The organism is Streptomyces sp. Je 1-79, assembly GCF_025195125.1.
In the GTDB taxonomy this organism is placed as follows: Bacteria; Actinomycetota; Actinomycetes; order Streptomycetales; family Streptomycetaceae; genus Streptomyces.
In genome coordinates, this window is sequence record NZ_JAMGSL010000012.1 from 112564 (window position 1) to 137208 (window position 24645).

Genomic DNA, 24645 nt, shown 5'->3' on the forward strand with positions numbered 1-24645 from the left:
CGGTGTGCAAGTGACGATTCCCGTCCCTCTCCGGTTCGAACGCCTGACCAAGAAGGGCGACCACAAAGACCTTTGGCTGCGCCTCGGCTCGTACCGCCACGCCTGCGATTCGTACTACCTCGCGATCGACGAGTCCCCCACGGCATCGCGACACCTGGGGGCCAGCCTGGCGCGCCTGCTGGAGCAGTGGAAGAACCAGGTCGACGAGTTGAAGGGCACAGGCGGCACCGCCTACCTGCCCTACGACTTCTCGGACCAGTGCACAGCCTGGCTACGCGTAACGTCCACGGACGGGAGCACCGCAGAGGTGCACGCCGGATGGAGCCTGGTGGAGGCATGGGGCATCGAGCCCTCCAACTACGCCGCAACAGCGCCTGAGATCAAGGATTTCGACCCCATCGCGAACGCCCGGATCGAGTGCTCCTTGGAAGACCTGTCCCAGTGCATCGCCATGAACGCCAAGGCGCACGCAGCATCGAGGCACTACTGAACTTGATCGGGTGATGTCGGGTGGGCAGGTTGCACGTGGAGCCTGAGAAATGTTCTGGCCTGCCGCTGATCGGCCTGCGATCGTGAGGACGTGCCAGAACACTTGACGATGCACCCGCCGTTGCCGGACACGAAGTGGTCGGCCGGATCGATCCGGATCACGAGCCGGACGGTCCGCGCCGAGGAGATCTCGGTTCGCCTGGGGATGGTCCCCGACGAGCAGTTCGAGCAGGGGAGCTTGATGAGTCCCCGCAATCCGAGCAGCGCCCGGCGGGAGACCAGCGTCTGGATCCGGCGGAGTGGACTGGGAAGTGACAGCCGGCTTGAGGAGCACCTCACGGCGCTGGTCCGACTCGTCGACGGGTGTCGTGAGGAGCTGAAGCGCCTGTCTGTCGATTGTGATCTGGAGCTGTATCTCGGTTTCGGCAGTGAGAACGGTCAGGGAGGCTGCGTCCTGCCGGCCGATCTGCTCGCCGAGGTCGGCGGGCTGGGGCTCGACGTCGTTCTCGACCTCTATCCGCCCTCGCCAGAGGTGGATGTCGTTGGGGGGTGATCCTCGCCCCCGGCCATGCGGGGTCGACGAGCTCGGCGGTTGGCCGAGGACGAGGCCGGCGCCGGCAAGGCAGCCGTCGACCAGCTCCGGCCGGTACCGGATCTTCTTGAGCCGACGCCTCACGGCTCTGGTGATCTGGCTGAGGTCGGCGGCGGCGAGAATACCGAGGCCGTGCTTGACCAGCGACCAGATGCCTTCCTGCGGGCTGAGGTCCGGGGCGTAGGCCGGCAGCTGGAACACGGTGAGCCACTCGGCGCCCGCGGTGATGAACTCCCGCACTCCGGCGGTCAGGTGCAGGCGGACGTCGTCCAGGGCTCCGGGCCTTTGCTGCGGCTTCGGTGCTCTTACGTTTGGCGGCGGGCGCCGGGGCCTGGTTGGGCGGTTACGTCCTTGGGGGTCAGGGCGACGTGCTCCTCCGCGCACTCGACGACGACGCGGACCGGTGCCGCGCATGCGGTGTGGCGCATGTCCAGGACCGGGCCCGCGGGGTCCGGTTCGTAGGTGTCGCCCCACTGGCGCAGAGCGACGAGAACGGGCCACAGGTCCCAGCCCTTCCGGGTAAGCCGGTACTCGTTGCGGGAGCGGCTGCCCGGCTCCCGGTAGGCGGCGGTCGCCAGGATGCCGGCCGCGGTCAGTTTCCGGAGACGGTCGCTCAGGACGGCCTCCGACAGGCCGATGTGGCGCCGGAAGTCGTCGAACCGGCGCACGCCGTTGGCGGCGTCCCGAAGGATCAGCAGCGTCCACTTCTCCCCGACCAGGTCGAGCGTGCGCTGGACGGGACAGTTCTCCATGCTGACCTCAAGCCACTCCATCCCCCCATGCTAAGCGCTGGCTTCATCTTTGACAGTCAGAGCGCCATCGGGCTAGCTTCGAGCAACGAAGTCAGCTGGGGAGGACGCATGGGCCGGATACGTACGTACGAATGGGAAGACCCCTCGATCACCGCCGCCGCCGTGGGACGCGCCTCCGGCCTGGACTTCCTGCGTGAGATCCAGGCCGGTCGTCTGCCCAGGGCGCCCGTCTCGGCGACCCTCGACTTCACGCTCGACGAGGTGGACGAGGGCAGGGCGGTGTTCTCGATCATGCCGGGCGAGGAGCACTACAACCCGATCGGCAGCGTGCACGGCGGCGTCTACGCCACCCTGCTCGACTCGGCGGCGGGGTGCGCCGTGCAGTCCACCCTGCCCCCGGGCATGGGGTACACCTCGCTCGATCTGACCGTGAAGTTCCTCAAGCGCGTCACGGCGGACACGGGCAGGGTCCGGGCCATCGGAACGGTCGTCAGCCGCGGCCGCCAGACCGCGCTCGCCGAGGCCAGGCTGGTCGACGCCGAGGAGCGCCTCCTGGCCCACGCCACCAGCAGCTGCATGCTGTTCCCGGTACCCACATCCGCGACCTGAGAGCCGAGTACGGGCCGGGCGGCCCTTACGGCCGGGCGTTCTCCGGCGTGGTGCCGGCCGGGGGAGCCGCGCGGCGCAGTGTGCGGATCGCCGGGGTGGCGAACAGCGCCGCGCAGCCCGCCAGGCACGTCGCGGCCGACAGGAGGAGCAGGCTCTCCGGGGAGATCAGCGCGGTGGCCGGGCCCACCAGGATCTGACCGAGGGCGATTCCGGAGACCGAGCCGGCCAGTTCGTACGCGGAGACCCGGTTGAGGACCGCGGGCGGCGTGTGGGTCTGGACGCTGGTCGCCCACATCACCGACCAGAACGCCAGCGCCGCCCCGCCGAGGGCGTGCCCCGTCAGCAGCATCGGCAGGTCGCCGCCCAGGGCCACGCAGAGCGGCAGCACGGTGTACAGCGCCATCGCCACCGTGCCGGCGGCCAGCGGTCGGGCGGGGCGCACGCGCAGTGCCAGGAGCCCGCCGAGGACCGTTCCGGCGCCGAGGAAGGAGACCGCCAGGCCGTACGCGTTCGGGCCGAGCCGGTCGCCGACCAGCGTCGAGCCGAGCGGTACCAGCGGGCCGAAGACCAGCACGCCGTAGACCACCCAGATCAGGATCACCGCCCACATCCAGGTGCGTGCGCGGAACTCCTGCCAGCCCTGGCGCAGGTCCCGGCGGAGTGAACCGCCCGGGCGCGCAGCGGAGTCGGCGCCGGTCCGCCCCTCCGTGGTCCGCCCCTCCGTTGCCCCGCCGGCCGTGTCCCCGGCGCCCGTGTCCCCGCCCGCCCCGCCCCCAGCACCCGGCGCGAGGCGGATGAGTGCCAGGCACACGGCGCTGAGCAGGAAAGTGCCGGCGTCGATCGCGTACACCGTCCCGGCGCTGGTCAGTGCGATCAGCAGCCCCGCCAGGGCCGGGCCGATCAGGTGGGCGAGCGCGTCGGCCACCTTGAGCGTGGCGTTGGCCCGCTGCGGCTCGTGGGCGACCAGCGGGACCATCCCGTTCACCCCCGGCAGGAACATCGCGACGGCCGCGCCCGCCAGGGCCGCCATGGCCACCAGCAGCCAGAACGGCGGCGGCCCCGCGAAGAACGCGACAGCCAACACCCCCTGAGTCAGCACCCGGACCAGGTCCGCGCCGACCATCATCCGGCGCGCGCCGAACCGGTCGGCCAACACCCCGCCGAACAGGACCAGGAGGACGAACGTCCCGGTCCAGACCCCGAGGACGAAGCCCACCCCCGAGATTCCGTACAGCGGGCCCACCGCGAGCGCGGCGGCCACCGGCATCATCGCGTCCCCGAGCAGCGAGACCGCGCGAGCGGTGAAGTAGAGCGTGAAGCGCCGGTCCCACAACGGGGGCCTGGCGGTCGGCGGGAGGTTCTGCCTCGGAAGCTGCGTCTGCGCTGCGGTCACAGGAACCGATATTGGACTGGACCAATCCGTCAGGGTCAGTGTCCCGAACGACATGAAGGGGTACTTTCGCGCCATGACGCTTCGTTCGCTGCCGAAGTCCCCGGCACCGCACCGGGTCGTGGCCCTGGTGCAGCCCCCGCAGTCGACCTTCCCCCTGGCCTGCGCGACCGAGGTGTTCGGCGACCACGGCCCGGCGATCCCCGCCCGCTACGCGTTCGAGGTCTGTACCGAGCACCCCGGCCCGGTACGCACCCAGGCCGGCTACGACATGCTCGTCACCGCGGGCCTGGACGCCCTGGAACACGCGGACACCGTCCTGGTCCCCGGCTGGCAGCAGCCGGCCGGGTCCGAGGTGCCGACGGCGGTGGTCACCGCGGTCCGCCGGGCGCACGGACGCGGCGCGCGGATCGTCGGCCTCTGCTCGGGCGCCTTCGTCCTCGCCGCCGCCGGCCTCCTCGACGGCCGGCGGGCCGCCACCCACTGGGCCCAGGCAGCCGAGCTCGCCGGCCGGTTCCCGCAGGTCCGGGTCGACCCCGCGGTGCTGTACGTCGACCACGGCGACGTCGCCACGAGCGCCGGATCCGCGGCCGGTGTGGACCTCTGCCTGCACCTGGTGAGCGCCGACCAGGGCGCGGCGTACGCGATGCGGATCGCACGGCAGTTGGTGATGCCGCCGCACCGCGAAGGCTGCCAGCTGCAGTACGCCGAACTGCCCACCTCCGGACCCGTCGCCGACTCGCTGGCCCCGCTCCTCGAATGGCTGACCGGACGCCTGGACCAGCCGGTCACCGTCGCCGACATGGCGGTCCGCTCGCAGGTCTCGGCCCGCACGCTGACCCGGCGCTTCACCGAGCAGCTGGGCATCAGCCCCGGACGCTGGCTGCTGGACCGGCGCATCGCCGCCACCCGGGCGCTGCTGGAGGAGACCGACCTGCCCGTGGAGACCATCGCGCACCGGGTCGGCCTCTCCTCGGCCGTCAACCTGCGCCGGCGCTTCCACGAGGCCCTGCGCACCACGCCCGCCGCCTACCGACGCGCCTTCCGCGCGAACGCGGACAAGGCCGGCTGACGCGCCGAACCCGTACGGGCCGAGGACCAGGATCCCCTCGACCCGTACGGGCCGAGCGCCGGATCCCCTCATGCGCCCCGGCCGCACGCGACCGGGTGGCCGCGCGACCGCGTCAGGAAGCCTGCGGCAACGCGGCCGCCACCACGTTGCGCTCCTTGCGGCCCAGGAGGGGGAAGGTGATCTTCAGTGCGTGGGCGTCGTGCGGGGAGGAGACGACGAACGAGGAGTTGAGGACGCGCTCCTTGATCTCCGAGCGGACCAGCCCCTCGCGGGGGATCGTCATCAGGTGCTCCTCCGGGCGGGCGAACATCGGGTTCGCGCGGAAGATGAAGATCCGGCGGTCGGTCATCGCCAGGTACATCGGGACCGGCGTCGGGATCACGGCCATGGCCCCGCCGCTCATGACCGCCGACGCGACGGCGAACGCGGCCGTCCGGCGGACCGAGACCGAGCTCAGGTTCACGACGGTCGCCACCTCGACCTGCTCCCCGGGCTCCAGCATGGGGTCGACGGCGGCCAGTAGCAGTCGGCGGCGTTTCGCGTTCACGGTCGTCACTCCTGCGGTTCGTACGGTCAGAGGTCCAAGCCCAGTCGCTCCCCCGCCGAGCGGGTCAGCAGCGCCGCCGTCAGCAGGAACACCCCCGCTCCGAACAGCGCGAACGCGACCGGCGGCAAGTCGAGCCGGTCGCCTCCACGGGCGGCCCAGGCGCGGCGGCCGAGCCAGGCCGTGCCCAGGACGGAGAGGGCCGCGCCGCCGAACTGAGCGAGCAGCACGGCGCATTGGACGAGAAAGATGAACCCGTACCCGAGCCACAGTCCCACAGCAGGTCCCCTTCGCGCGTGAGCTGGCGCAATGAGACCATTTTCTGTGAACCGAGTCAACACCGCTACACGGCTACGCCTGGCACGTCAGCCGCATCTGACCCGCCGCGTGGTGCGCCCCCTCCCGCGCGCTGGAGCCCCAGTCCTGGCCGCGGTCGACGAGGCGGACCGTGAAGGTGGGGGTGCCGAGGGGGTAGGAGCCGACGGGGAGGAGCGAGCCGGTGTTCGCGGGCTGGTAGACGGTGAACGTGGCGTACGGGGTGCCGTTCGCCAGGACCTGGTAGACCGAGGGCTCGCCCGCCGCGTCCTGGGGCCGGGGCGGGCTGGGTACGTGGACCGCCAGGGCGCACGTGTCGTACCCCGGACCGACGTGCCAGCTCCAGGTGGCGCTGTTGTCACGGTCCTTCGTCGAGCTGCCCGACATCGGCATGGCCGAGAAGCGGCCGTCGCAGCCCCCGCCCCGGAAGCCGCCCCTCGTCACGGTGTACCAGCCCTCGAAGCCGTCCTGGTACCGGCCCGTCTCCGTGTAGGCCCCGCCCGCGCAGCCCGGGCCCGCCCACTCCTCGTAACGAGCCTCGTGGGGCGCCCCGTGGGGAGAGGGGGGAGGGTGGGGCGCCGTCGTGGAGGGAGAACCGGAGGGCGAGGTACTCGCGCTCGGCGGCGCCGCCTCGTCGCCGGGGAACCCCGTCGGGCCGTTTCTCGTCGGCAGCACCGGCAACGCCCGTACCGGCGGATCGGTCTCCGACGCCGGAGGCGGCTCCTCCGCCCCGCCGAGGGACACCACCAGGGCCAGGCAGCCGACGGCCACCACGGCCACCAGCGCCCACGCCCCGCCCCGCCGGATCCCACCACCGGCCCCACGACCGGTGCCGGCCCCGGTCCCGGCACCGGCCCAGGCCCCTGTTCCGGTCCGGATGCCGACGCCGCAGTGCCGACACGCCATTCCCGGCAGGGGACCCCTGCCCGTACCGCCGCACACGTCGCACGCCATAGCCGGACACTTTAGGGCCCAATCAGCGGAGTTCCTCCGGGCATGCAGTGCCCCGCGGGAAGAACTTGTACGGAGCCGACAGCGTGTACACGCCCGCCTTCGGCGCCACCAGCTCCGTCCACTCGTCGCCGTCCGCGTCCGCCTCCGTCTTCAGCAGACAGCCGGACTCGTTGAGGAAGACCTTCTCCAGCTCCGCCGGCGAGGCCTCCCGCGCCGCCTTCGACGCCTCCGTCTCCTCCGGCGGTTCGATCTTGCCGCCGTGCTCGTCGACCAGCGCCAGCCACGGCGAGTACGGCACCCGGATCAGCACCCGCCCCGGGCTGTCGACCTCGATCACGACCTCGTTCGCGCCCGCCCGCCGCACCTCGGCCGGAGGGTCCGCGAGCGGGGTCGGGTCCTGCACCTCGTACAGCCGCCAGTTCGCGTCCGACCAGACCTGCTTCAGATACGGCAGCCCGTCCCCGACGAGCTCCGCCTCGACCTCCGCGCCCGAGTCGGGCGCCCCGGTCGGCAGCACGACGTAGTGCACCGCCCAGCGGTCCAGCCAGTCCTGGTAGTTCGTGGCGTTCAGGGTGTCGTCGTAGAAGAGCGGGTTCCGCTCCATGTCCGCCTGCCGGTTCCAGCCCCGCGCCAGGTTGATGTACGGGCTGAGCGCCGAGGACTCGCGATGGCTGGACGCCGGCACGACCTCCACCCGCGCCTTCTCCGCCCCGCGCACCTGGAGCTGGTTGATCAGCGGCGCCACCTCCCGCGCCCACGAAGCGTCAGGGGCGGTACGGATGACGTCGTCGACGCCCTTGAAGCCGATCCAGACGTTCAGCCCCGCGAACGCCACCACGACCGCGTACCACTTGCGGGAGCGCGGGACCGCGTACGGCAGCGCGGCGAGCAGCACGACACCCGCGAAGAGCATCACGAGGCGCGAGACGTTCGACCCGATCTGCGAGTCGATCAGCCAGGTCAGCAGCGTGCCCGCGGAGTACACGGCCGCGCCGGTGCGGACCGTGCGCCACTCGCGCGGCACCAGCAGGAAGCACAGGACCCCGAAGAGGAACGGCAGCGCCGTCGACGCCCACGACATCGGCTGCGTACCGGAGAACGGGAACAGCCAGGAGGAGAGCGCGACGACGAGTACGGGGGCGAGGCCGAGGGCGTACGCGCCCGGCCGGCGCCGGTTCAGGAAGAGCGCCGCCGCCGCGACGCCGAGGAAGAGTCCGGCGACCGGGCTGCAGGCGGTCGCGACACCGGCGAACGGCGCGGCGACCGCGGCCTTCGCCCAGCGTCGGTGGCGCCAGCGGTACGGCCAGCAGAAGACGGCGGCGACCGCGCCGAGCGCGAACATCATGCCGAGCCCGAACGTCACGCGCCCCGACAGCGCGTTGCACAGGAACGCGAAGACCCCGGCCAGCGAGCACGCGAGCGGATTGCGCACCGCCCGCACCCGCACCAGGATCAGCGCCGTGAGCCCGGCCGAGACCGTGCCCGCGATCATCATCGTCGTCCGCACGCCGAGCACCGACATCACGTACGGCGAGACGACGCTGTACGAGACCGGGTGCATCCCCCCGTACCACGCGAGGTTGTACGCGGAGTCCGGATGCCGGCCCACGAACTCGGCCCACGCGTCCTGCGCGGCGAGGTCGCCGCCACTGTTCGCGAACAGGAAGAACCACAGGACGTGGGTGAGTGCGGCGACACCCGTCGCGATCATGACGGGGTAGCGGCGGCGGCGCCGGCGGGGACGCGACGTGGGGGACGGCGGGGCGGGCCGCCGGGGAGTCGGGAGGTTTATTCGCGTGGGCACGGAGGCCCGCGTCGGCGCGCCCTCGTCGGCGCGTGTCGGCTCGGCGGTGGTCACTCGCGGCCCTCTCCCGTGCTGCTCCCGAACTGCCTTTCGCCCATGTCTCGGTCTCCGGAACGCTAACAGCAGGGCGCCCCGGGGAGACCGGGACGCCCTGAAGCGTCAGCCCAGACGGGTCAGCTTCTTGTCGAAGCCGGGCTCCACCAGGTCCTTCTGGAGCGAGACGGGCGCGCTGACCTTGCCGGTGCCGGTGCCGATGGACACCTGGCCGACGACGTCGCCGGCCTTGCCGGTGTGCGGGACGGCCTTGCCGCCGTCGGTGAGCTCCAGGTCGACCTTCAGACCCGGCCAGCCGACGGCCTTGAGCTCCCTGTCCGCGACGACGGGGGTGCGGCCGCCGAGACCGTCGTCGATGTAGCCGACGACCTGACCCTTGCGGACCACCGCGGCGGAGGTGACGTCCTTCTGGGCCTGCTGGATCAGCTTGAGGCTGTAGTCGATCGACAGCTGGAGCTTCTCGTGCAGCAGCCGGGCGTCCTTCGCTCCCATGACGATGCCGAGGATGCGGCGCTGCTTGCCGTCGACCACGGTGTTCGCGGCCCAGAGCAGGTTGCCGCCGGCGGGGGTGGAGGAGCCGGTCTTGATCCCGCTGACACCGGGCTGGAGCACGATGTTGTTGTTGTTCTCGATCTGGCCGGGAATGCCGTCGACGGTGAGGTTCGGCATGTTCACGATCTCCCGGAACACGTCGTACTGCATGACCGCCTTCGCCAGCTTCAGCTGGTCCTGGGGGGTCGAGACGGTGGTCGACTCCAGGCCCGACGGGTCGGTGTACGTCGAGTCCGTCATCCCGAGGTCCTTGGCGGCGGCGTTCATCTTCTCGACGAACGCGGCCTCGGAACCGGCGTCCCAGCGCGCGAGCAGCCGGGCCACGTTGTTCGCGGAGGGGATCATGAGGAGCTGGATCAGCTCCTTCTCCGAGTACTTCTGGCCCTTCTTGACCGCCGCGGTCGACTCGAACTCGGCGCCGGCCTCGTCGGCGGCCTTCTGGTCGATCTCGATCTCGGGGCCGGGCCCCTTCCCCTTGATGGGGTGGTCGCGGAGGATCACGTACGCGGTCATCGTCTTGGCCACGCTCGCGAGCGGGGCGGGCTTCTGGGCCCCGTACGTCCCGAGCGAACCGACGCCCTCGACCTCGGCGGCGCCCTGGCCCTCGGTGGGCCACGGCATCTGCAGCTCGCCGCCCTCGAAGGTGAAGGTGGGGGCGGCGGAGAGCGTGAGCGTCGGGTTCGGGAGCGGTCTCACGAACTGTACGACTGCAAAGACGATCAACAGCAGGACGACGAGCGGCGTCCAGATCCGCACCCGCCGGACGGTGGTGCGCAGGGGGGTCGCCGGCGGGGGCGGGGTGTTGGTCAGCTCGGCGAGCAGGTCGAGCGGGGGCAGCGGCGGCATGGGCTGCTGCCTGGTCCGCTCGGCCTCGGCGAGCGACGGCGGGGGTACGGGGGTGGCGCCGGGCGCGGCCGCCTTCGGGGTCTCCGGACCCGACGGGCCTGCCGGGGTCGCCTTGGGGGTCGCCTTGGGCGCGGACGCGGGCGCGGGCTTCGGCGTGTCGGGGCGGAGCGGCACGAAGGTGCTCGGGCGCTCGGGAGCGGTCTCGGGGGTGACCGGGAGCTTCAGCGCGGTCGTCGGCTGGTCCACGACGGGCGGCCGGACGGCCTTGAACACGGCGGTGGGCTGATCGACGGGCCCGGCGTCACGTTCGCGGTCACGGTCGACGGCGTCCTGCTCGTCGGCCTCGGGGGTGGTCTCGGGGGTGGTCTCGGGGGTGGTCTCGGCGTCGGGCTTCTCGGCGTCGGGCTTCCGCGCGAACCAGGACGGCTCGGGGCTGTCGTCGCCGGACGCCTCGGGCTCCGCGTCCGCGTCGCCGTCCTCGCCGTCGCGGCCGGTCTCTTCCGATCCGGCGTCCGACGCGTCGTCACGGACGGCGTCCCGCGACTCCGCGTCCGCGTCGCCGTCCTCGTCGTCGCCGTCCTCGGCAGCGGCCGTCGCCGGGGCGTCGTCCGCGGCGGAGGGCTCAGCCTCCGCTTCCGTCGCCTCGCCTGCGGCCTCCGGGCGGTCCGTGGGCGCGTCCTCGTCCGCTGTGGCGACCCAGGCCGCCACAGCGGCCCTCAGGCGGTCACCCTCCCCCGCGGAGCCCTCAGAGCCCGCAGCGTCCGCAGAGCCCGACGCATCGGCCGAGCCCTCCGCGTCACCCGACTCCACGGCGTCAGCCGACTCCACCGACTCGACCCGGTCCGCCGACTCCTCCACGTCCACCGACTCCACGGCGTCCGCCGAGTCCGCCGAGTCCGACGCATCCACAGAGTCCGACACGTCCGCCGAGTCCGCCGCATCCGACACGTCCGCCGAGTCCGACTCGTCCGCCGACTCCGTCCGCTCCGAGGGCGCGTCGTCCTCCGGCGCCCTCGGGGACAAGGTCCTGAAGACGGCCGTCGGCTGGTCGACCTGGACCGGTGACGCGGTCTCGCGGAGGACCGACAGCCGCGGATCCCGGCCGCCGCCGCCCGGAGTCGTCTCCTTCGAGGACTCCTGCTGCTCCGCCTTGTCGGGGGACTCGCCCGCCACCGTGCCTCCTCCATGCGTCATGAGTACGTCCGAACCATCTATCAGTGTCCTGTGTGAACCCCTTGGCCCCCGTGCTAGACGAGAACGACATACCTACTGGTTCCCGTACGAAGCACCCAGGCGCTCTCGACAGATGAATGTGAGAGGGGTCACCCTGTGACTCATCCACGCGGGGAGGCATGGATGGGCAGGAGCCGCAGAACAATTCCGGAGGAGCTTCTGCTGCTCGCTCTGGACCCGGCCACGGGTACCACAGCGCAGCCGCAGTCGCTCGACCTCGGCCTCGCCGGAGCACAGCTAGTGGAGCTGGCTCTGGCAGGACGGATAGCCCCTGACGGGGATCGTATCGCCGTGGTGATGCCACGGCCGACCGGAGATCCGACTCTGGACTCCGCACTGGAGCTGCTGCGCCGTCGTGGCAGCCCGGTACGGGCGGTCCACTGGATTGGCGGGCCCCGACTGGGGCTGCGCCAGATCTACCTCGCTCATCTGGAGCGCTGCGGCATGGTGCATGCCGTGGAGGGCCAGATGTGCGGAGTACTGCCGACGGTTCGCTACCAGGCGACGGACACGGCAATCAGCCGGGACATCAGGGCCCGGCTGGACAGTGCGATCCGCACCGGCGTACCGCCGGACCCGCGGACCGCGGCGCTCGCCGCGCTGGCCCACGCGGTCGGTCTCGGCAAGCACCTGTACCCGGGGAACGAAGGACGGTCGTCGCGGTCCCGGCTGCGCGATCTGATCCGGCACGACCCCATGGGCGGACTCGTGGCGCACGCCGTGATGGACGTCCAGAACGGTGTGGCCGCCCAGCCGCGCCGCAGTGCGCCGGGTGGCGTGCCACAGCAGCCGCGTCGCGGCAGCATGGCCCGCGCCGCCGTGCACTGAGCACGTACGCACCAAGAACCCGTTCGGGAGCCGCACGACGACGTGTGCGGGGTGGCCGTCAAGGCCACCCCGCACACGTTGTCGTCATTTCCCAGCGCACACCGCACCTTTGGTGGCAGTCTGCCAAGCAGTAGATACTCACAGCTACGCAGCCGGAGGTGCAGTTTCCGTGGCGTCCAACGTCAACCCCACCGTCAGGCGACGCCGATTGGGCCAGGAGTTGCGCCGGCTCCGGGAGCAGAAGAACATGACGGCCGAGCAGGTGGCCGAGCGCCTTCTGGTGTCGCAGTCCAAGATCAGCCGTCTCGAGAACGGCCGCCGTTCGATCAGCCAGCGCGACGTCCGGGATCTGTGCGGGGTCTACGAGGTCGAGGACGAGCGCGTCGTCGAGTCGCTGATGCAGATGGCCAAGGACTCGCGCCAGCAGGGCTGGTGGCACGCCTTCGGCGACATCCCGTACAGCGTCTACATCGGCCTGGAGACGGACGCGGCGTCGCTGCGCGTCTACGAGTCGCTCATCGTTCCCGGTCTCCTGCAGACGCGCGAGTACGCGCAGGCGGTGATCGAGGGGATGTGGCCGGAGGCGAACCCCGTCGACATCGACAAGCGCATCCAGATCCGGTTGAAGCGCCAGGACCGCCTCTCCGACCCGGTCAACCCGCTGCGGTTCTGGGCCGTCATCGACGAGGCCCTGCTGCGCCGCGTCGTCGGCAATCCGCAGATCATGGCCGACCAGCTGACGCACCTCGCCGAGTTGAGCGAGAAGCCGCACGTCACGCTCCAGGTACTGCCGTACGGCGTCGGCGCCCACCCGGGGATGTACGGAAAGTTCGCCATCCTGGAGTTCCAGGAGGCGACGGACGCCAGCGTCGTCTACCTGGAGGGCGTCACCAGCGACCTCTATCTGGAGAAGGCCATCGACGTCCAGAGCTACGCGGTGATGTACGAGCACCTCAGGGCGAAGGCGCTGAGTGCCGAACAGTCCCGCGAGTTCATCCTCCGGGTGGCCGAGGAGCTCCAGGCGGAGTAGCCGATTCCGGGGAAGCGGGCACTCTACACCGCGAGAACCCCGGTGCACAGATCTCGATGGAATATGCCATCCAGATGGGTGAACGCGTCTCATCCCAGGTGATGTTGCAGCGTAGCTTCGAGGGCAGAGCCGCTGCCGAAGCGGCTGGATTGCACGTCACCCACCCCACTGGCACAACCATCGGAGTCACGATGCTGTTTCGGCACGACGCACTGGCGGAATGGACCAAGTCCTCGTACTCGGCCGTCAATGGCGACTGCGTAGAGGTCAGGGCGCAGGGACACCTCCTGGTCCGGGTCCGGGACTCGAAGGACGTCGCCCGCTCCGGTCTCGCCTTCACCCCCGAGACCTGGTCGGCGTTCGTCCTCGACGTCGGCGAGCGCGACCGCCCCGGCGCCTGACCCCGGCGTCACACCGCACCCTCAGGCAAGCCCTCTCGACTGGATCGCCGTCCTGGCCGAGGGGGCTGGTTGCTGTCCGGGGTCTCCTCCGCGCCGATCAGCGCAGTTCGTCCACGTACCGGTCCGTGCCCGGGACCGTCGGGACGAAGGGGGCCACCAGCTCCACCCGTCCCGACTCCCCGCCGGTCGTCTCCAGGTCGGCGAAGTGGTCCGCCCAGCAGGCCCGCGGGTCGCGCTCCAGGAACCAGAGCAGGGTCAGCCGGGTGTCGACGCCCTCGACCTGCTTCACGTAGGTCATCCGGTCGCCCGGCAGCGGTGTCGGGCGGAAGACGGTGACCAGCGCGGCAGGGGAGCCGGCGAGTCGCTTCGGCAGTTCGCGCGAGACCAGGCGTTCGAGCAGCTCCGCCCGCGCCTCGGGGCCCTCCGCGTCGATCACCTGGAGGATCAGGCCCTGGTACGGGTGGTCGAGGGCGTGGAAGTCGCGGGGACCGGCCGCGCCGTCCCGGTACACGGTCGCCTCGTGGTCCTGGAAGGCCGTGAAGACGTGCGTACGGTCGCGGTAGACGCGGGCGTCGCGGTTGAGCCGCTTGTTGATGGAGACGGTCCACTTCATGTGGTCGTCGTAGCGGCCCTCGGTGACCCAATAGGTGGAGAGGTAGCAGCCGGCCGTGACGGGCTGGGCGACCGCGGACTTCTCCGGGCGGCGCAGTTCCTGGAGTTCCCGGGTGGCGACCCAGCGGCGGCCCGCGTACATCCAGGGCATGGCCATCGCGCCCGCGTAGTAGTGGTCGTCCTCGTACCAGCGGTTGTACGCGTACTCGTGGCCCGCGTGCGGTTCGACCATCGTGATCAGGGCGTGGCCGGGGCGGACCCCGTACGGGCCGACCGCCGCCAGCTCCGCGTACGTCTCGCTCCGCGTCTCCTCGCTCACCTTCGGGACCCCTTCCCAAGTCGGATGGAGCCCCCTACTCTGACGGGCCGTCAGATGAATGGCCAGAGTCGGGAGGCACCCGGATGCTGCTCCAGGGAAAGACCGTGGTCGTGTCGGGTGTCGGCGCCGGACTCGGGCACCGGATCGCCGAGACCGTGGTGCGCGACGGCGGCAACGCGGTCCTCGGCGCGCGCACCGGGGCCAATCTCGCCAAGTCGGCGGCGGAGATCGACCCGGAGGGCCGCCGCACGGCCCACCGCGCCACCGACATCACCGACGAGGCGCAGTGCGAGGCCCTCGCCGCGCTCGCGGTGGAGCGGTTCGGCGCGATCGACGCCGTCGTCCACGTCGCCGCCTGGGACAGCTACTTCGGCGGGATCGAGGACGCCGACTTCGCCACCTGGCAGGGCGTCCTGGACGTCAACCTGCTCGGCACCCTGCGGATGACGCGGGCCTGCCTGCCGGCGCTCAAGGAGCGCGGCGGCTCCGTCGTCCTCATCGGGACGCAGTCGGCGGTGGCCGCGCCCTCGCAGGTCCGGCAGGCGGCGTACGCGGCCTCGAAGGGGGCGCTGACCTCGGCGATGTACTCGATGGCGCGCGAGCTGGGCCCGCACCGGATCCGGGTGAACACCGTGCTGCCGGGGTGGATGTGGGGCCCGCCGGTCCAGGCGTACGTCCAGTTCACGGCGCACACCGAGGAGGTGCCGGAGGCCGAGGTGCTCGGGCGGCTCACGGAGCGGATGGCGCTGCCCGAGCTGGCGACCGACGGGGACGTGGCGGAGGCGGCCGCCTTCCTCGCCTCCGACCGGGCGCGGGCGATCACCGGGCAGTCGCTGCTCGTCAACGCGGGCGAGCTGATGCGGTAGACGGCGCGGGCCGAGGCCGGGCCGCACGGGACGCGACGGCGTACCGTGCGGCCCTTTTTGACCCCATCTGGATTCAGAAATGTGAATGTAGGTCAACACGAAGAACGATTTTACGTGCTCTTGACCCTCCACCGCGTTGTCGTAGGGCTGCAACTCCCCACACCATGAACGGCGTTCACAAGGCGGACCGGACCCCTGGAGGGGGCTCAATGAACAGTCTCGACTGGGCCGTGCTCATCGGCTATTTCGGCGTCATGGTCGCGATCGGAGTCTGGTCCCACAAGCGCGTGGACAACGTCTCCGACTTCTTCACCGCCGGAGGCAAGATGCCCTGGTGGCTCTCCGGCATCTCGCACCACATGTCGGGCTACAGCGCGGTGATGTTCACCGGGTACGCCGGCATCGCGTTCACCTACGGCGTCACCTCGTACGTCACCTGGTCCTTCCCGATCGCCATCGGGATCGCGATCGGCGCGAACCTCTTCGCGCCCCGCCTCAACCGGCTCCGCTCACGGCTCCACGTGGCCTCCCCGCTGGAGTACCTGAAGAACCGGTACAACCTCCCCACCCAGCAGGCCCTGGCCTGGTCCGGCGTGCTGCTGAAGATCGTCGACGTGGGCGCCAAGTGGGCGGCGATCGCCACCCTGCTCTCCGTCTTCACCGGGATCTCCCTCAACCAGGGCATCCTCATCACCGGTGTGATCACCGGCATCTACTGCACGGTCGGCGGTCTGTGGGCCGACGCCCTCACCGAACTCGGCCAGTTCGTCATCCAGTTCTTCGCCGGTGTCGCGATGCTCGTCGCCGTCCTCGCCGAGCTGGGCGGGATCAGCGCGCTGTGGGACGTCTGGGACCGGCCCGAGCTCCAGGGGCACACCGCGCCGACCGCGGGCCCGTACACGCTGACCTTCCTGCTCGCTTACCTCTTCATCAAGACCTTCGAGTACAACGGCGGCATGTGGAACCAGGCCCAGCGCTACATGGCGACCCCCAACGCCCGCGAGGCCACCCGCTCGGCCCGGCTCTCGGCGGTCCTGTGGTTCGTCTGGCCGCTGGTCCTGTTCTTCCCCATGTGGGTCGCGCCGCTGCTCGTCGACCCGCAGAAGCCCGACGCCTCCGACAGCTACGCCCTGATGACCGAGCAGCTGCTGCCGCACGGACTGCTCGGCCTGGTCGTCGTCGGCTTCTTCTCCCACACGATGGCCATGTGCTCCTCCGACGCCAACGCCATCGCGGCCGTCTTCACCCGGGACATCGCCCCCGTCATGAGCAAGGCGGCGCGGAGCTGGACCCAGCAGGCCGGACTGATCGCCGCACGCTGGTCGACGATCGCGTTCCTCGCCCTGTCGATGGCGGTCGCCACCCAGGTCAACTCGCCGACCTTCAAGGACATCATCACCGTCGTCATCAAGTGGGTGGCCGGTCTGATGGGCCCGATCGCCATCCCGTTCATGCTCGGCCTGCTGAAGACCTTCCGTAAGTCCGGCCCCACGGCGGCGCTGGTCTCCTGGGCCGCCGGGCTCTTCGCCTTCTGGCTGACCAACTACGGCCTGGACGGCGTCGAGCTCCAGATCCAGATCGTCTCGCCGCTCGCCACGTCCCTGGTCCTCTACGTCCTGATCGGCTTCGTCAGGCCGGAGGACACCCCCGAGCGGGACGCGGTCCTGGACCGGATCAACTCGGACGGCGACGGCGCCGCCGTACCGCCGCAGACCTCCGGCGCCCCGGACGAGCGCGCCGGTCAGCCCCTGGGATAGCGGGCGAGCCAGCCGGGGTGCGACTCCGCGGGGCTGTGCAGGGCGGCGCCCTGGGTCATCTCCATCGCGAAGTCGTCCGCCAGCTCCAGGATCGTGGAACGGCCCTCCAGTTCGGCCAGCCAGGCCGGCGGGAGGGCCGTCTCGCCGTGCAGGGCGCCGAGCAGCGCACCCGTGACGGCACCCGTCGCGGCCGACGGGCCGTCGTGGTTGACCGCGAGGCGCAGGCCGTGGCGGATGTCCTCGCCGACGAGGGCGCAGTACACGGCCGCGGCGAGCTGGCCCTCCGCCCGGTCCTCGTCCGCGCCGAGGTCGGTGACCCGTACCGCGTTCGGCATTCCCTGGCGTACGGCTCCCAGCGCCCGCTGGAGGGCGTCGGTGACGGGTTCGTGGCCGGGGCGCTGGGTGAGCAGGGCCAGCGCCCGCTGGACCGAGCCGTCCACGCTCTCGCCGCGCGCGAGACCGTGCACGACGACGGCGAGCGCGCCGGCCGAGAGGTGGGCGGCCGGGTCTCCGTGGGTCTGCGCCGCGCACTCGACGGCCAGCTGGCACACCAGCTGCGGCTCCCAGCCGACGAGAAGGCCGAAGGGTGCCGAGCGGACGAGTGCTCCGGAGTCGGCCGCCTCCGGGTTCTTGGGCTTGTCGAGGGTGCCGAGGATCTCGTCGCCGAGGCCGGTGAGGCAGGCGCGGGCCGGGTCCCGGCGGGCGTACAGCCACTCCTCGCGGGCGAGCCAGCCGTTGTCCTTCCGGCGCTCGTCGGGGCCCCAGTCGCGCTGGGTGGCCGCCCAGCGCAGATGGGCGCGGTGGACGTCGGTGGGCGGGTGCCAGGCGCCGGTGTCGCGGCGGACCTGGGCGCGTATCAGCCCGTCGACGGTGAACAGGGTCATCTGGGTGGCGGCGGTGACGGCGCCGCGTCTGCCGTACGCGGGGACGGGCTCGGTGAGGCCCTCCTGCCCGTGTGCGGCCCTGATCCCGTCGAGGGGGAGCTCCGCGACCCCCGCGCCGAGGGCGTCGCCCACGGCGCCGCCGAGGAGGCAGCCGCGGACCCGGGCCCGGAAGTCCTGCTGTTCGGCGCGACCCCACACGGCCGCGGCGCTCGTGGTCATGACGTGCCCTCCCCCGGAACCCTCGGCGCACCGATCTCGCAGCACTGTAATCGACCGGGTTCGCACGTTCGCAGTGCTGAACCTTTTGCGATCCGACGCCTTTCTGTCCGTCTTCGACCGCAGTTCACCGGAAGTTTCGTCGCGGTGTGAACCGGCTCAGTCCCCCAGTACCGGCAGCAGCTCCGGCAGGTGCCCGTCCGAGGCGGTCGCCGCGCGCTGCCGCTCCTCGGGCACCTCGCCGTAGAGGGTCGTGCGCGGGCGCGACGGGCGGCCCGCCGCCTCCGCGATCGCGACGAGGTCCCGGATCGAGCGGTACGAACCGTAACTGGAGCCCGCCATACGGGAGATGGTCTCCTCCATCAGCGTGCCGCCGAGGTCGTTGGCGCCCGAGCGGAGCATCTCGGCGGCGCCGTCCGCGCCGAGCTTCACCCAGCTGGTCTGGATGTTCGGGATGTGCGGGTGGAGCAGCAGCCGTGCCATCGCCGTCACCGCGCGGTTGTCGCGGACCGTCGGGCCGGGCCGGGCGATGCCCGCGAGGTAGACGGGCGCGTTGGTGTGGATGAAGGGCAGCGTCACGAACTCGGTGAAGCCACCGGTCTCCTGCTGGATCCGGGCCAGCGTGCGGAAGTGGCCGAGCCAGTGCCGGGGCTGGTCCACGTGCCCGTACATCATCGTGGACGAGGAGCGGATGCCCAGCTCGTGGGCGGTGGTGACGACCTCGATCCAGGTGGCCGTGGGCAGCTTGCCCTTGGTGAGGACCCAGCGGACCTCGTCGTCGAGGATCTCGGCGGCCGTGCCGGGGATGGAGTCGAGCCCGGCCTCCTTCGCCGCCGTCAGCCACTCCCGGATCGAGAGCCCGGTCCGGGTCGCGCCGTTGACGACCTCCATCGGGGAGAAGGCGTGGACGTGCATGCCGGGCACGCGCTCCTTCACCGCCCGCGCGATGTCGAAGTACGCCGTGCCGGGCAGGTCCGGGTGGATGCCGCCCTGCATGCAGACCTCGACCGCGCCGACCTCCCAGGCCTGCTGGGCCCGGTCGGCGACCTGGTCGAGCGAGAGCGTGTACGCGTCGGCGTCCGTACGGCGCTGCGCGAAGGCGCAGAACCGGCAGCCGGTGTAGCAGACGTTGGTGAAGTTGATGTTCCGCGTGACGATGTACGTGACGTCGTCGCCGGCCACCGCCCGCCGGACGTCGTCGGCGATCCGGGTCAGGGCGTCGAGCGCAGGGCCGTCGGCGTGCAGCAGGGCGAGCGCCTCGTCGTCCGTGAGCTTCGTCGGGTCGTCGGCGGCGGTCGCGAGCGCGGCCCGTACGTCCGTGTCGATGCGCTGCGGGACCATGCCGGGGGCCGCCGCCTCGCGGAGCGCCTCCCAGTCGCCGTAGACCTCGTCGAAGTCCTCGCGGCGGTCGTGGGTGCGGCCGGTGGTGTCGATCGTGCGGTGCAGGTCGGTGCGGCCGGCCGCCGTGAACGCCTCGTCCGGCTCCTGCCAGGGAAGCCCGCGCACCACCGCGTCCGGGTTGGCCAGGCCGGTCTCCGGGTCGGCGAGCGCCCGTACGTGCGGCAGCAGACGCGGATCGAGCCAGGGCTCCCCGCGGCCGACGAACTCCGGGTAGACGCAGAGCCGTTCACGCAGCTCGAATCCGGCGGCGCGGGACTTCTCGGCGAGGGTGTCGATCTGCGGCCAGGGCCGCTCCGGGTTCACATGGTCGATGGTGAGCGGGGAGACACCGCCCCAGTCGTCGATGCCGGCGCCGATGAGCCGTCCGTACTCCTCGTCGACGAGGTTCGGCGGGGCCTGGAGGCAGGCGGAGGGGCCCATGATGTGCCGGGCGACGGCGATCGTGGCGATCAGGTCGTCCAGTTCGGCGTCCGGCATGCCGCGCATCGCCGTGTCCGGCTTGGCGCGGAAGTTCTGGATGATCAGCTCCTGGACGGAGTGGTACGCGCGGGAGACCCGGCGCAGCGCGAAGAGGGAGTCGGCCCGCTCCTCGTACGTCTCGCCGATCCCGATGAGCAGCCCGCTGGTGAACGGGACCGACGAGCGTCCGGCGTCCTCCAGGACCCGCAGCCGGACGGCCGGCTCCTTGTCGGGGGAGCCGTGGTGCGGGCCGCCGGGCTCGGACCAGAGCCGGGTGGCGGTCGTCTCCAGCATCATGCCCATGGAGGGCGCGACGGGCTTGAGCCGCTGGAAGTCGGTCCAGGACAGCACGCCCGGGTTGAGGTGGGGCAGGAGACCGGTCTCCTCCAGGATCCGGATCGCCATGGCCCGTACGTAGGCGAGGGTGTCGTCGTAGCCGTGCGCGTCGAGCCACTCGCGCGCCTCGGGCCAGCGGTCCTCGGGCTTGTCGCCGAGCGTGATCAGGGCTTCCTTGCAGCCCAGTTCGGCGCCGCGGCGGGCGATGTCGAGGACCTCGTCGGGGGACATGAACATCCCGTGCCCGGCGCGGCGCAGCTTGCCCGGCACGGTGACGAACGTGCAGTAGTGGCACTTGTCCCGGCACAGCCGGGTGAGCGGGATGAACACGCTCTTGGAGTACGTGATGACACCGGGCCGCCCGGCGGCCTCCAGACCGGCGTCCCGCACCCGGCCGGCGGAGGCGACCAGGTCGTCCAGGTCGGCGCCCCGCGCCTGAAGCAGCACGGCGGCCTCGGCGACGTCGAGCGCCACCCCGTCCCTGGCCCTCTTGAGGGCGCGGCGCATGGCGTTCTCGGTGGGCCGTTCTGCCGGTACGGGCTGCTGATCCGTCATGGACCGAGCATACGAGTGACCTCACACGACAAGGAGGCCCAGTCAGGTCTTGAGTACGGCGACACGCGGCCCGCAGAGCCGTTCAAGATCCTCAGGGTCGGAGGTCAGCACGACGACCGGCGGATGCGCGGCGCGCGCGGTCGCAGCCACGAGGGCGTCCAGCGCGTACTTGTGGCCGCCACTGCTGTCGATCTCGGCGAGCAGGGCGACGGCCGCCGTCGCAAGTTCCTTGGTGACCGGCTCGACAGCCAGCCGGGAGAGGGCCCAGGAGACCCGCGCTCGGTTCGCACCCTGCGGGTCGGCCTCCACGATCGTCACCGCGCTGACGACGACCCGCATGTCGTCCAGGCGCGCCGCCTCGAGGCGCGCCGTAACCGTGCGGTCGCCGCGCAGATAACGGGAGAGCCCTTCAGAGTCGAGTACGAGGGTGCCGCTCACGCCGCCTGCTCCGCCTCGCCGCCTGCCGCCGCACGGCGCCGAGCCTCGCCCAACTCCAGGCGAGCCGCCTCGATCTCGTCGGAGGTCAGCGAACCGTGGATCTCCTCGTTCGCCGCGATCAGTTCGGCAAGGTTGTCCCGCTCGATCTGGCGCTGGACAGCCTGTTCCACGTAGCTGGAGAAGCCGCGGGAACCGACGCGCGCGTTCACCGCCTCGGTGGTGCCGAGATGGAAGGACACCGACTTGGTGTGCGTGGGCCCCTCGCCGGGAGCGTGCGTCGATTCACCCATACCTCGAACTCTAACAGAACTTCCATGAGAACTGTCTGCCGCTCTACAGGTACCGCGCGTACTCGTCGAGCACCCCCAGTACCTCCGCCTCGTCCCCCGGTGGCAGTTGCAGCACCACCTCCTCGCAGCCCAGCTCCGCGTAGTGCGCGAGCTTCCCCGGGTTCGGCAGGACCGCGTACGGGACGACCTGGAGGGCCTTCGGGTCGCGGCCCGCCTTCTCCCAGACCTCGCGGAGCACCGGCAGCGACTCCGACAGGCCGCGGCCGCCGATCGGCATCCAGCCGTCCGCGTACTCGGCGATGTGGGCGAAGAGCTTGGGGCCCGCCGCGCCGCCGACGAGGGTGCGCGGGGCGCCGCCGGCCGGCTTGGGGTACGCGTAGGAGGCGCGGACCGACACCCCGAACCCGCCGTCGTAGCCGGTCGGTTCGGCCGCCCACAGCGCCCGCATCAGCGCCATCCGCTCACGGCCGAGCTCGCGCCGCGTCGACCACTCCACCCCGTGGTCGGCGGCCTCCTCCTTGTTCCAGCCGAAGCCGACGCCGAGGGTGAAGCGTCCGCCCGAGAGATGGTCGAGGGTGGCGATCTGCTTGGCCAGGTCGATCGGGTCGTGCTGGGTGACCAGGGTGATGCCGGTGCCGAGCGCGAGCCGCTCGGTGACGGCGGCGGCCTGGCCGAGCGCGACGAAGGGGTCGAGGGTGCGGCCGTACTCCGGGGGCAGTTCGGTGCCCGCGGCCGGATAGGGCGTCGTGCGCTCGGTCGGGATGTGGGTGTGTTCGGGGAGGTAGAGCCCCGCGAAGCCGCGCTGCTCCAGTTCGCGCGCGAGGCGGACGGGGGTGATGGTCTCGTCGGTCAGGAAGATCGTGGTCGAGATCCGCATAGCGGCACGGTAGGGGGTGCGGCCGGGATTTCCGAGAGTCGCGACACCGCGGGCCTCTTGCGTTGTCCGGGAGTTCACGCCCTACTACGAGGGTGCCGGACATGAGCGAACCGACCCGACGAACGCTCCTGACGACGAGCGTCGCCTCCGCCCTTACCTTGGGAACCGTGAGCTTCGCGCACGCCGCGGACACCCCCGGCGGCGACCGGACGGAGACGGTCGGCGGCACGCTGCCGCCCGGCTCCCCCGACTATGTGTACCTCCCCGTCGAGATCCCGCGCGGGGTGCGCGAGATCCATGTCGCGTACGCCTACGAGCGCCCCGCCGTCCCCGCCGGGACCCAGGGCAACGCCCTGGACATCGGCATCTTCGACCAGCGCGGTACCGAGCTCGGCGGCAAGGGGTTCCGCGGCTGGTCGGGCGGGGCGCGCAAGGAGTTCTTCCTGCGCGCCGACGAGGCGACGCCCGGCTATGTCGCGGGCCCGCTGAAGGCCGGGACGTGGTTCGTCGTGCTCGCCCCCTACACGGTGGCGCCGCAGGGGCTCACGTACTCGGTGACGATCACCCTCCGCTTCGGCGCCTCCCTGCCCACACCCAGGCCCGTGCATCCGCCCGAGCGGGCCGAGGGGCGCGGGCGGGCCTGGTACCGCGGCGACTGCCATCTGCACACGGTGTACTCGGACGGGCGCCGCACGCCCGCCGAGGTGGCCGCCCTCGCGCGGGCCGCCGGGCTGGACTTCCTGGCCACCACCGAGCACAACACCCATGCCGCGCACGGGGCGTGGGCCGAGCACGCCGGGGACGACCTGCTGATCCTGCTCGGTGAGGAGATCACCACCCGCAACGGCCACGTCCTGGCCCTGGGCACGGACCCGGGCACGTTCGTGGACTGGCGCTACCGGGCGCGGGAGAACCGTTTCGGGCATTTCGCGCGCGAGATCCGCCGGGCGGGCGGCCTGGTCGTCCCGGCGCATCCGCACGCCACCTGCATCGGCTGCAACTGGAAGTTCGGCTTCGGCGACGCGGACGCGGTCGAGGTGTGGAACGGCCCCTACACCCCGGACGACGAGGTGTCGCTGGCCGGCTGGGACGCGGCGCTCGCCAGGGGCCGCTGGACCCCGGCGATGGGCAACAGCGACGCCCACCGGGATCCGGACCTCGTCGGCACCCCGCAGACCGTGGTCCTCGCCGACGACCTGAGCCGCGCGGCGATCCTGAAGGGGCTGCGCGCGGGCCGTTCGTACGTCGCCGAGTCCTCGGCCGTCTCCCTGGACTTCTCGGTCACGGACGGGCGGGGACGGACGGCCGGGATCGGCGAGCGGCTCGGGGTCCCGGCGGACGAGCCCGTCACGGTCCGGCTCACGGTGAGCGGTGCCCCGGCGGGCGGCACGGTCCGCCTCGTCACGGACCAGGGCGTCCTGCACACCGCGCAGGGCCCCGGTCCGGTGGAGTGGGTGACGACGGCGGCGTACGCCTCCTACGTACGGGCGGAGGTCCGCCACCCGGCCGTGCTGCCCCCGCTGCCGGGCGCGCTCGCGGCCTTCACGAACCCGGTGTTCCTGGAGGCCCGCGGGGTCAGCCCTGGTACTCGCTGAGGTCGATGGCGTGGACGCGCAGGGGGACGCCGAACTCCGGGTGGTCCGTCTCGCGCTCCGGAGTCATGCCGAGCTTGCGCATGACGTTCTCGGAGGCCTCGTTGGAGATGTGGGCGATGCCGACGACCCGGTCGAGGCCGCGGTCCTGGAGCGCGAACTCCAGGACCGCGTGGGCGGCCTCGGAGGCGTATCCCTGCCCCCAGAACTGCCGGCCGAGCCGCCAGCCGATCTCCACCTCGTGCCGCAGCTCGGGCAGGAACAGGGGCACGGAGAGCCCGGCGAAACCGATCAGCTCGCCGGAGCCGAGCAGCTCGACGGCGAAGAGCCCGAAGCCCTCGTCGTCCCACTCCTCCTCCCACCGCTCGATGTCCTCGGCGGTCTGCTCCAGATCCCGGACGGAACCGTCGCCGATCCAGCGCATCACCTCGGGGTCGGCGTTGATCTCGGCCATGGGCACGAGGTCGTCGTCGGTCCAGCGGCGGAGGAGGAGACGGGGCGTGAGGATCTCGGTCATGCCCCCATCGTCTCGCACCCCGCCCGCCCCGGACGTCGCGGCCCGGCCCTTGACCTCAACC

General features: G+C 71.6%; 24 protein-coding genes and 1 pseudogene. 10 read left to right on the plus strand and 15 right to left on the minus strand.

The window, feature by feature from the left end; all coding sequences use genetic code 11:
* Positions 1–10 precede the first annotated feature (10 nt).
* Together M5362_RS24530 and M5362_RS24535 are read left to right on the plus strand one after the other, a co-directional pair.
* On the plus strand, positions 11–490 hold the full coding sequence (locus M5362_RS24530; RefSeq protein WP_260229887.1) for a hypothetical protein: 480 nt from the start codon (positions 11–13) through the stop codon (positions 488–490).
* Positions 491–580: 90 nt separating this feature from the next.
* The gene (locus M5362_RS24535) at positions 581–1042 is read left to right on the plus strand and encodes a DUF4279 domain-containing protein (RefSeq protein WP_260229888.1); all 462 of its coding nucleotides are present in this window, start codon (positions 581–583) and stop codon (positions 1040–1042) included.
* 183 nt (positions 1043–1225) lie between these two features.
* Here the strand turns inward: M5362_RS24535 and M5362_RS33345 are convergent.
* Positions 1226–1495 (minus strand): annotated as a pseudogene (locus M5362_RS33345) (transposase); the annotation flags it as partial.
* Positions 1387–1854 (minus strand): helix-turn-helix domain-containing protein, encoded by a 468-nt coding sequence (locus M5362_RS24540; protein ID WP_260229889.1) that lies wholly within the window; start codon positions 1852–1854, stop codon positions 1387–1389. The gene M5362_RS24540 and the pseudogene M5362_RS33345, both read right to left, overlap by 109 nt.
* 87 nt (positions 1855–1941) lie before the next feature.
* On the opposite strand from M5362_RS24540, the gene M5362_RS24545 reads away from it, so the two are divergent.
* Entirely contained in the window at positions 1942–2442 is a 501-nt protein-coding gene (locus M5362_RS24545; protein ID WP_260229890.1) for a PaaI family thioesterase, read from the plus strand.
* 25 nt (positions 2443–2467) lie between these two features.
* On the opposite strand, the gene M5362_RS24550 is transcribed toward M5362_RS24545, so the two are convergent.
* On the minus strand, positions 2468–3835 hold the full coding sequence (locus M5362_RS24550; protein ID WP_260229891.1) for an MFS transporter: 1368 nt from the start codon (positions 3833–3835) through the stop codon (positions 2468–2470).
* A gap of 73 nt (positions 3836–3908) precedes the next feature.
* On the opposite strand from M5362_RS24550, the gene M5362_RS24555 reads away from it, so the two are divergent.
* On the plus strand, positions 3909–4904 hold the full coding sequence (locus M5362_RS24555) for a GlxA family transcriptional regulator (protein ID WP_260229892.1): 996 nt from the start codon (positions 3909–3911) through the stop codon (positions 4902–4904).
* 112 nt (positions 4905–5016) lie between these two features.
* Here the strand turns inward: M5362_RS24555 and M5362_RS24560 are convergent, their stop codons facing one another.
* From M5362_RS24560 to M5362_RS24580, 5 genes are all read right to left on the minus strand, one after another.
* Complete coding sequence (locus M5362_RS24560) at positions 5017–5451, minus strand: hypothetical protein (RefSeq protein ID WP_260229893.1); 435 nt, start codon at positions 5449–5451, stop codon at positions 5017–5019.
* 26 nt (positions 5452–5477) lie between these two features.
* Positions 5478–5726, minus strand: coding sequence for a hypothetical protein (locus tag M5362_RS24565; RefSeq protein ID WP_260229894.1), 249 nt, complete (start codon positions 5724–5726; stop codon positions 5478–5480).
* A 73-nt stretch (positions 5727–5799) separates the two neighbouring features.
* Positions 5800–6669 carry an adhesin gene (locus M5362_RS24570; protein ID WP_260229895.1) on the minus strand — a complete coding sequence of 290 codons (870 nt, stop codon included), beginning with the start codon at positions 6667–6669 and terminating at the stop codon, positions 5800–5802.
* Positions 6670–6739: 70 nt separating this feature from the next.
* Positions 6740–8575 carry an MFS transporter gene (locus M5362_RS24575; RefSeq protein ID WP_260229896.1) on the minus strand — a complete coding sequence of 612 codons (1836 nt, stop codon included), beginning with the start codon at positions 8573–8575 and terminating at the stop codon, positions 6740–6742.
* Between the two features lie 105 nt (positions 8576–8680).
* Positions 8681–11167 carry a serine hydrolase gene (locus M5362_RS24580; RefSeq protein ID WP_260229897.1) on the minus strand — a complete coding sequence of 829 codons (2487 nt, stop codon included), beginning with the start codon at positions 11165–11167 and terminating at the stop codon, positions 8681–8683.
* A gap of 162 nt (positions 11168–11329) precedes the next feature.
* On the opposite strand from M5362_RS24580, the gene M5362_RS24585 reads away from it, so the two are divergent.
* From M5362_RS24585 to M5362_RS24595, 3 genes are all read left to right on the plus strand, one after another.
* Positions 11330–12034 carry a GPP34 family phosphoprotein gene (locus tag M5362_RS24585; RefSeq protein WP_260229898.1) on the plus strand — a complete coding sequence of 235 codons (705 nt, stop codon included), beginning with the start codon at positions 11330–11332 and terminating at the stop codon, positions 12032–12034.
* 169 nt (positions 12035–12203) lie between these two features.
* Positions 12204–13064, plus strand: a complete 861-nt coding sequence (locus M5362_RS24590) for a helix-turn-helix transcriptional regulator (protein ID WP_260229899.1) — start codon at positions 12204–12206, stop codon at positions 13062–13064.
* A gap of 191 nt (positions 13065–13255) precedes the next feature.
* Positions 13256–13465 carry a DUF397 domain-containing protein gene (locus tag M5362_RS24595; RefSeq protein ID WP_260229900.1) on the plus strand — a complete coding sequence of 70 codons (210 nt, stop codon included), beginning with the start codon at positions 13256–13258 and terminating at the stop codon, positions 13463–13465.
* 97 nt (positions 13466–13562) lie between these two features.
* Here the strand turns inward: M5362_RS24595 and M5362_RS24600 are convergent, their stop codons facing one another.
* On the minus strand, positions 13563–14396 hold the full coding sequence (locus tag M5362_RS24600) for a hypothetical protein (RefSeq protein WP_260229901.1): 834 nt from the start codon (positions 14394–14396) through the stop codon (positions 13563–13565).
* A gap of 83 nt (positions 14397–14479) precedes the next feature.
* Here M5362_RS24600 and M5362_RS24605 point away from each other — a divergent pair, with 83 nt between their 5' ends.
* Positions 14480–15262: an SDR family oxidoreductase gene (locus M5362_RS24605; RefSeq protein WP_260229902.1), complete on the plus strand. Its 783-nt coding sequence runs from the start codon at positions 14480–14482 to the stop codon at positions 15260–15262.
* 209 nt (positions 15263–15471) lie between these two features.
* Complete coding sequence (locus M5362_RS24610; RefSeq protein ID WP_260229903.1) at positions 15472–17019, plus strand: sodium:solute symporter family protein; 1548 nt, start codon at positions 15472–15474, stop codon at positions 17017–17019.
* Here the strand turns inward: M5362_RS24610 and M5362_RS24615 are convergent.
* From M5362_RS24615 to M5362_RS24635, 5 genes are all read right to left on the minus strand, one after another.
* Positions 17004–18122 carry an ADP-ribosylglycohydrolase family protein gene (locus tag M5362_RS24615; protein WP_260229904.1) on the minus strand — a complete coding sequence of 373 codons (1119 nt, stop codon included), beginning with the start codon at positions 18120–18122 and terminating at the stop codon, positions 17004–17006. The genes M5362_RS24610 and M5362_RS24615 overlap by 16 nt on opposite strands.
* A 156-nt stretch (positions 18123–18278) precedes the next feature.
* Positions 18279–20870 (minus strand): bifunctional FO biosynthesis protein CofGH, encoded by a 2592-nt coding sequence (locus tag M5362_RS24620; RefSeq protein WP_260229905.1) that lies wholly within the window; start codon positions 20868–20870, stop codon positions 18279–18281.
* A gap of 42 nt (positions 20871–20912) precedes the next feature.
* Complete coding sequence (locus M5362_RS24625) at positions 20913–21308, minus strand: PIN domain-containing protein (protein WP_260229906.1); 396 nt, start codon at positions 21306–21308, stop codon at positions 20913–20915.
* The gene (locus M5362_RS24630; RefSeq protein WP_260229907.1) at positions 21305–21598 is read right to left on the minus strand and encodes a hypothetical protein; all 294 of its coding nucleotides are present in this window, start codon (positions 21596–21598) and stop codon (positions 21305–21307) included. The genes M5362_RS24625 and M5362_RS24630 overlap by 4 nt, the downstream gene beginning before the upstream one ends.
* Before the next feature lie 43 nt (positions 21599–21641).
* On the minus strand, positions 21642–22475 hold the full coding sequence (locus M5362_RS24635; RefSeq protein ID WP_260229908.1) for an LLM class F420-dependent oxidoreductase: 834 nt from the start codon (positions 22473–22475) through the stop codon (positions 21642–21644).
* Between the two features lie 101 nt (positions 22476–22576).
* Between M5362_RS24635 and M5362_RS24640 the strand changes: the two genes are divergently transcribed.
* The gene (locus M5362_RS24640; RefSeq protein WP_260229909.1) at positions 22577–24070 is read left to right on the plus strand and encodes a CehA/McbA family metallohydrolase; all 1494 of its coding nucleotides are present in this window, start codon (positions 22577–22579) and stop codon (positions 24068–24070) included.
* Here M5362_RS24640 and M5362_RS24645 read toward each other — a convergent pair.
* On the minus strand, positions 24051–24584 hold the full coding sequence (locus tag M5362_RS24645; RefSeq protein ID WP_260229910.1) for a GNAT family N-acetyltransferase: 534 nt from the start codon (positions 24582–24584) through the stop codon (positions 24051–24053). The genes M5362_RS24640 and M5362_RS24645 overlap by 20 nt on opposite strands.
* Positions 24585–24645 lie beyond the last annotated feature (61 nt).

What these genes read in the sequence shown, in the direction of transcription:
- M5362_RS24635 (WP_260229908.1), bottom strand. Translation starts at nt 22,475, where the DNA reads ATGCGGATCTCGACCACGATCTTCCTGACCGACGAGACCATCACCCCC.
- M5362_RS24620 (WP_260229905.1), bottom strand. Translation starts at nt 20,870, where the DNA reads ATGACGGATCAGCAGCCCGTACCGGCAGAACGGCCCACCGAGAACGCC.
- M5362_RS24540 (WP_260229889.1), bottom strand. Translation starts at nt 1,854, where the DNA reads ATGGAGTGGCTTGAGGTCAGCATGGAGAACTGTCCCGTCCAGCGCACG.
- M5362_RS24555 (WP_260229892.1), top strand. Translation starts at nt 3,909, where the DNA reads ATGACGCTTCGTTCGCTGCCGAAGTCCCCGGCACCGCACCGGGTCGTG.
- M5362_RS24605 (WP_260229902.1), top strand. Translation starts at nt 14,480, where the DNA reads ATGCTGCTCCAGGGAAAGACCGTGGTCGTGTCGGGTGTCGGCGCCGGA.
- M5362_RS24630 (WP_260229907.1), bottom strand. Translation starts at nt 21,598, where the DNA reads ATGGGTGAATCGACGCACGCTCCCGGCGAGGGGCCCACGCACACCAAG.
- M5362_RS24645 (WP_260229910.1), bottom strand. Translation starts at nt 24,584, where the DNA reads ATGACCGAGATCCTCACGCCCCGTCTCCTCCTCCGCCGCTGGACCGAC.
- M5362_RS24615 (WP_260229904.1), bottom strand. Translation starts at nt 18,122, where the DNA reads ATGACCACGAGCGCCGCGGCCGTGTGGGGTCGCGCCGAACAGCAGGAC.
- M5362_RS24595 (WP_260229900.1), top strand. Translation starts at nt 13,256, where the DNA reads ATGCTGTTTCGGCACGACGCACTGGCGGAATGGACCAAGTCCTCGTAC.
- M5362_RS24585 (WP_260229898.1), top strand. Translation starts at nt 11,330, where the DNA reads ATGGGCAGGAGCCGCAGAACAATTCCGGAGGAGCTTCTGCTGCTCGCT.
- M5362_RS24640 (WP_260229909.1), top strand. Translation starts at nt 22,577, where the DNA reads ATGAGCGAACCGACCCGACGAACGCTCCTGACGACGAGCGTCGCCTCC.
- M5362_RS24580 (WP_260229897.1), bottom strand. Translation starts at nt 11,167, where the DNA reads ATGACGCATGGAGGAGGCACGGTGGCGGGCGAGTCCCCCGACAAGGCG.
- M5362_RS24545 (WP_260229890.1), top strand. Translation starts at nt 1,942, where the DNA reads ATGGGCCGGATACGTACGTACGAATGGGAAGACCCCTCGATCACCGCC.
- M5362_RS24610 (WP_260229903.1), top strand. Translation starts at nt 15,472, where the DNA reads ATGAACAGTCTCGACTGGGCCGTGCTCATCGGCTATTTCGGCGTCATG.
- M5362_RS24570 (WP_260229895.1), bottom strand. Translation starts at nt 6,669, where the DNA reads ATGGCGTGTCGGCACTGCGGCGTCGGCATCCGGACCGGAACAGGGGCC.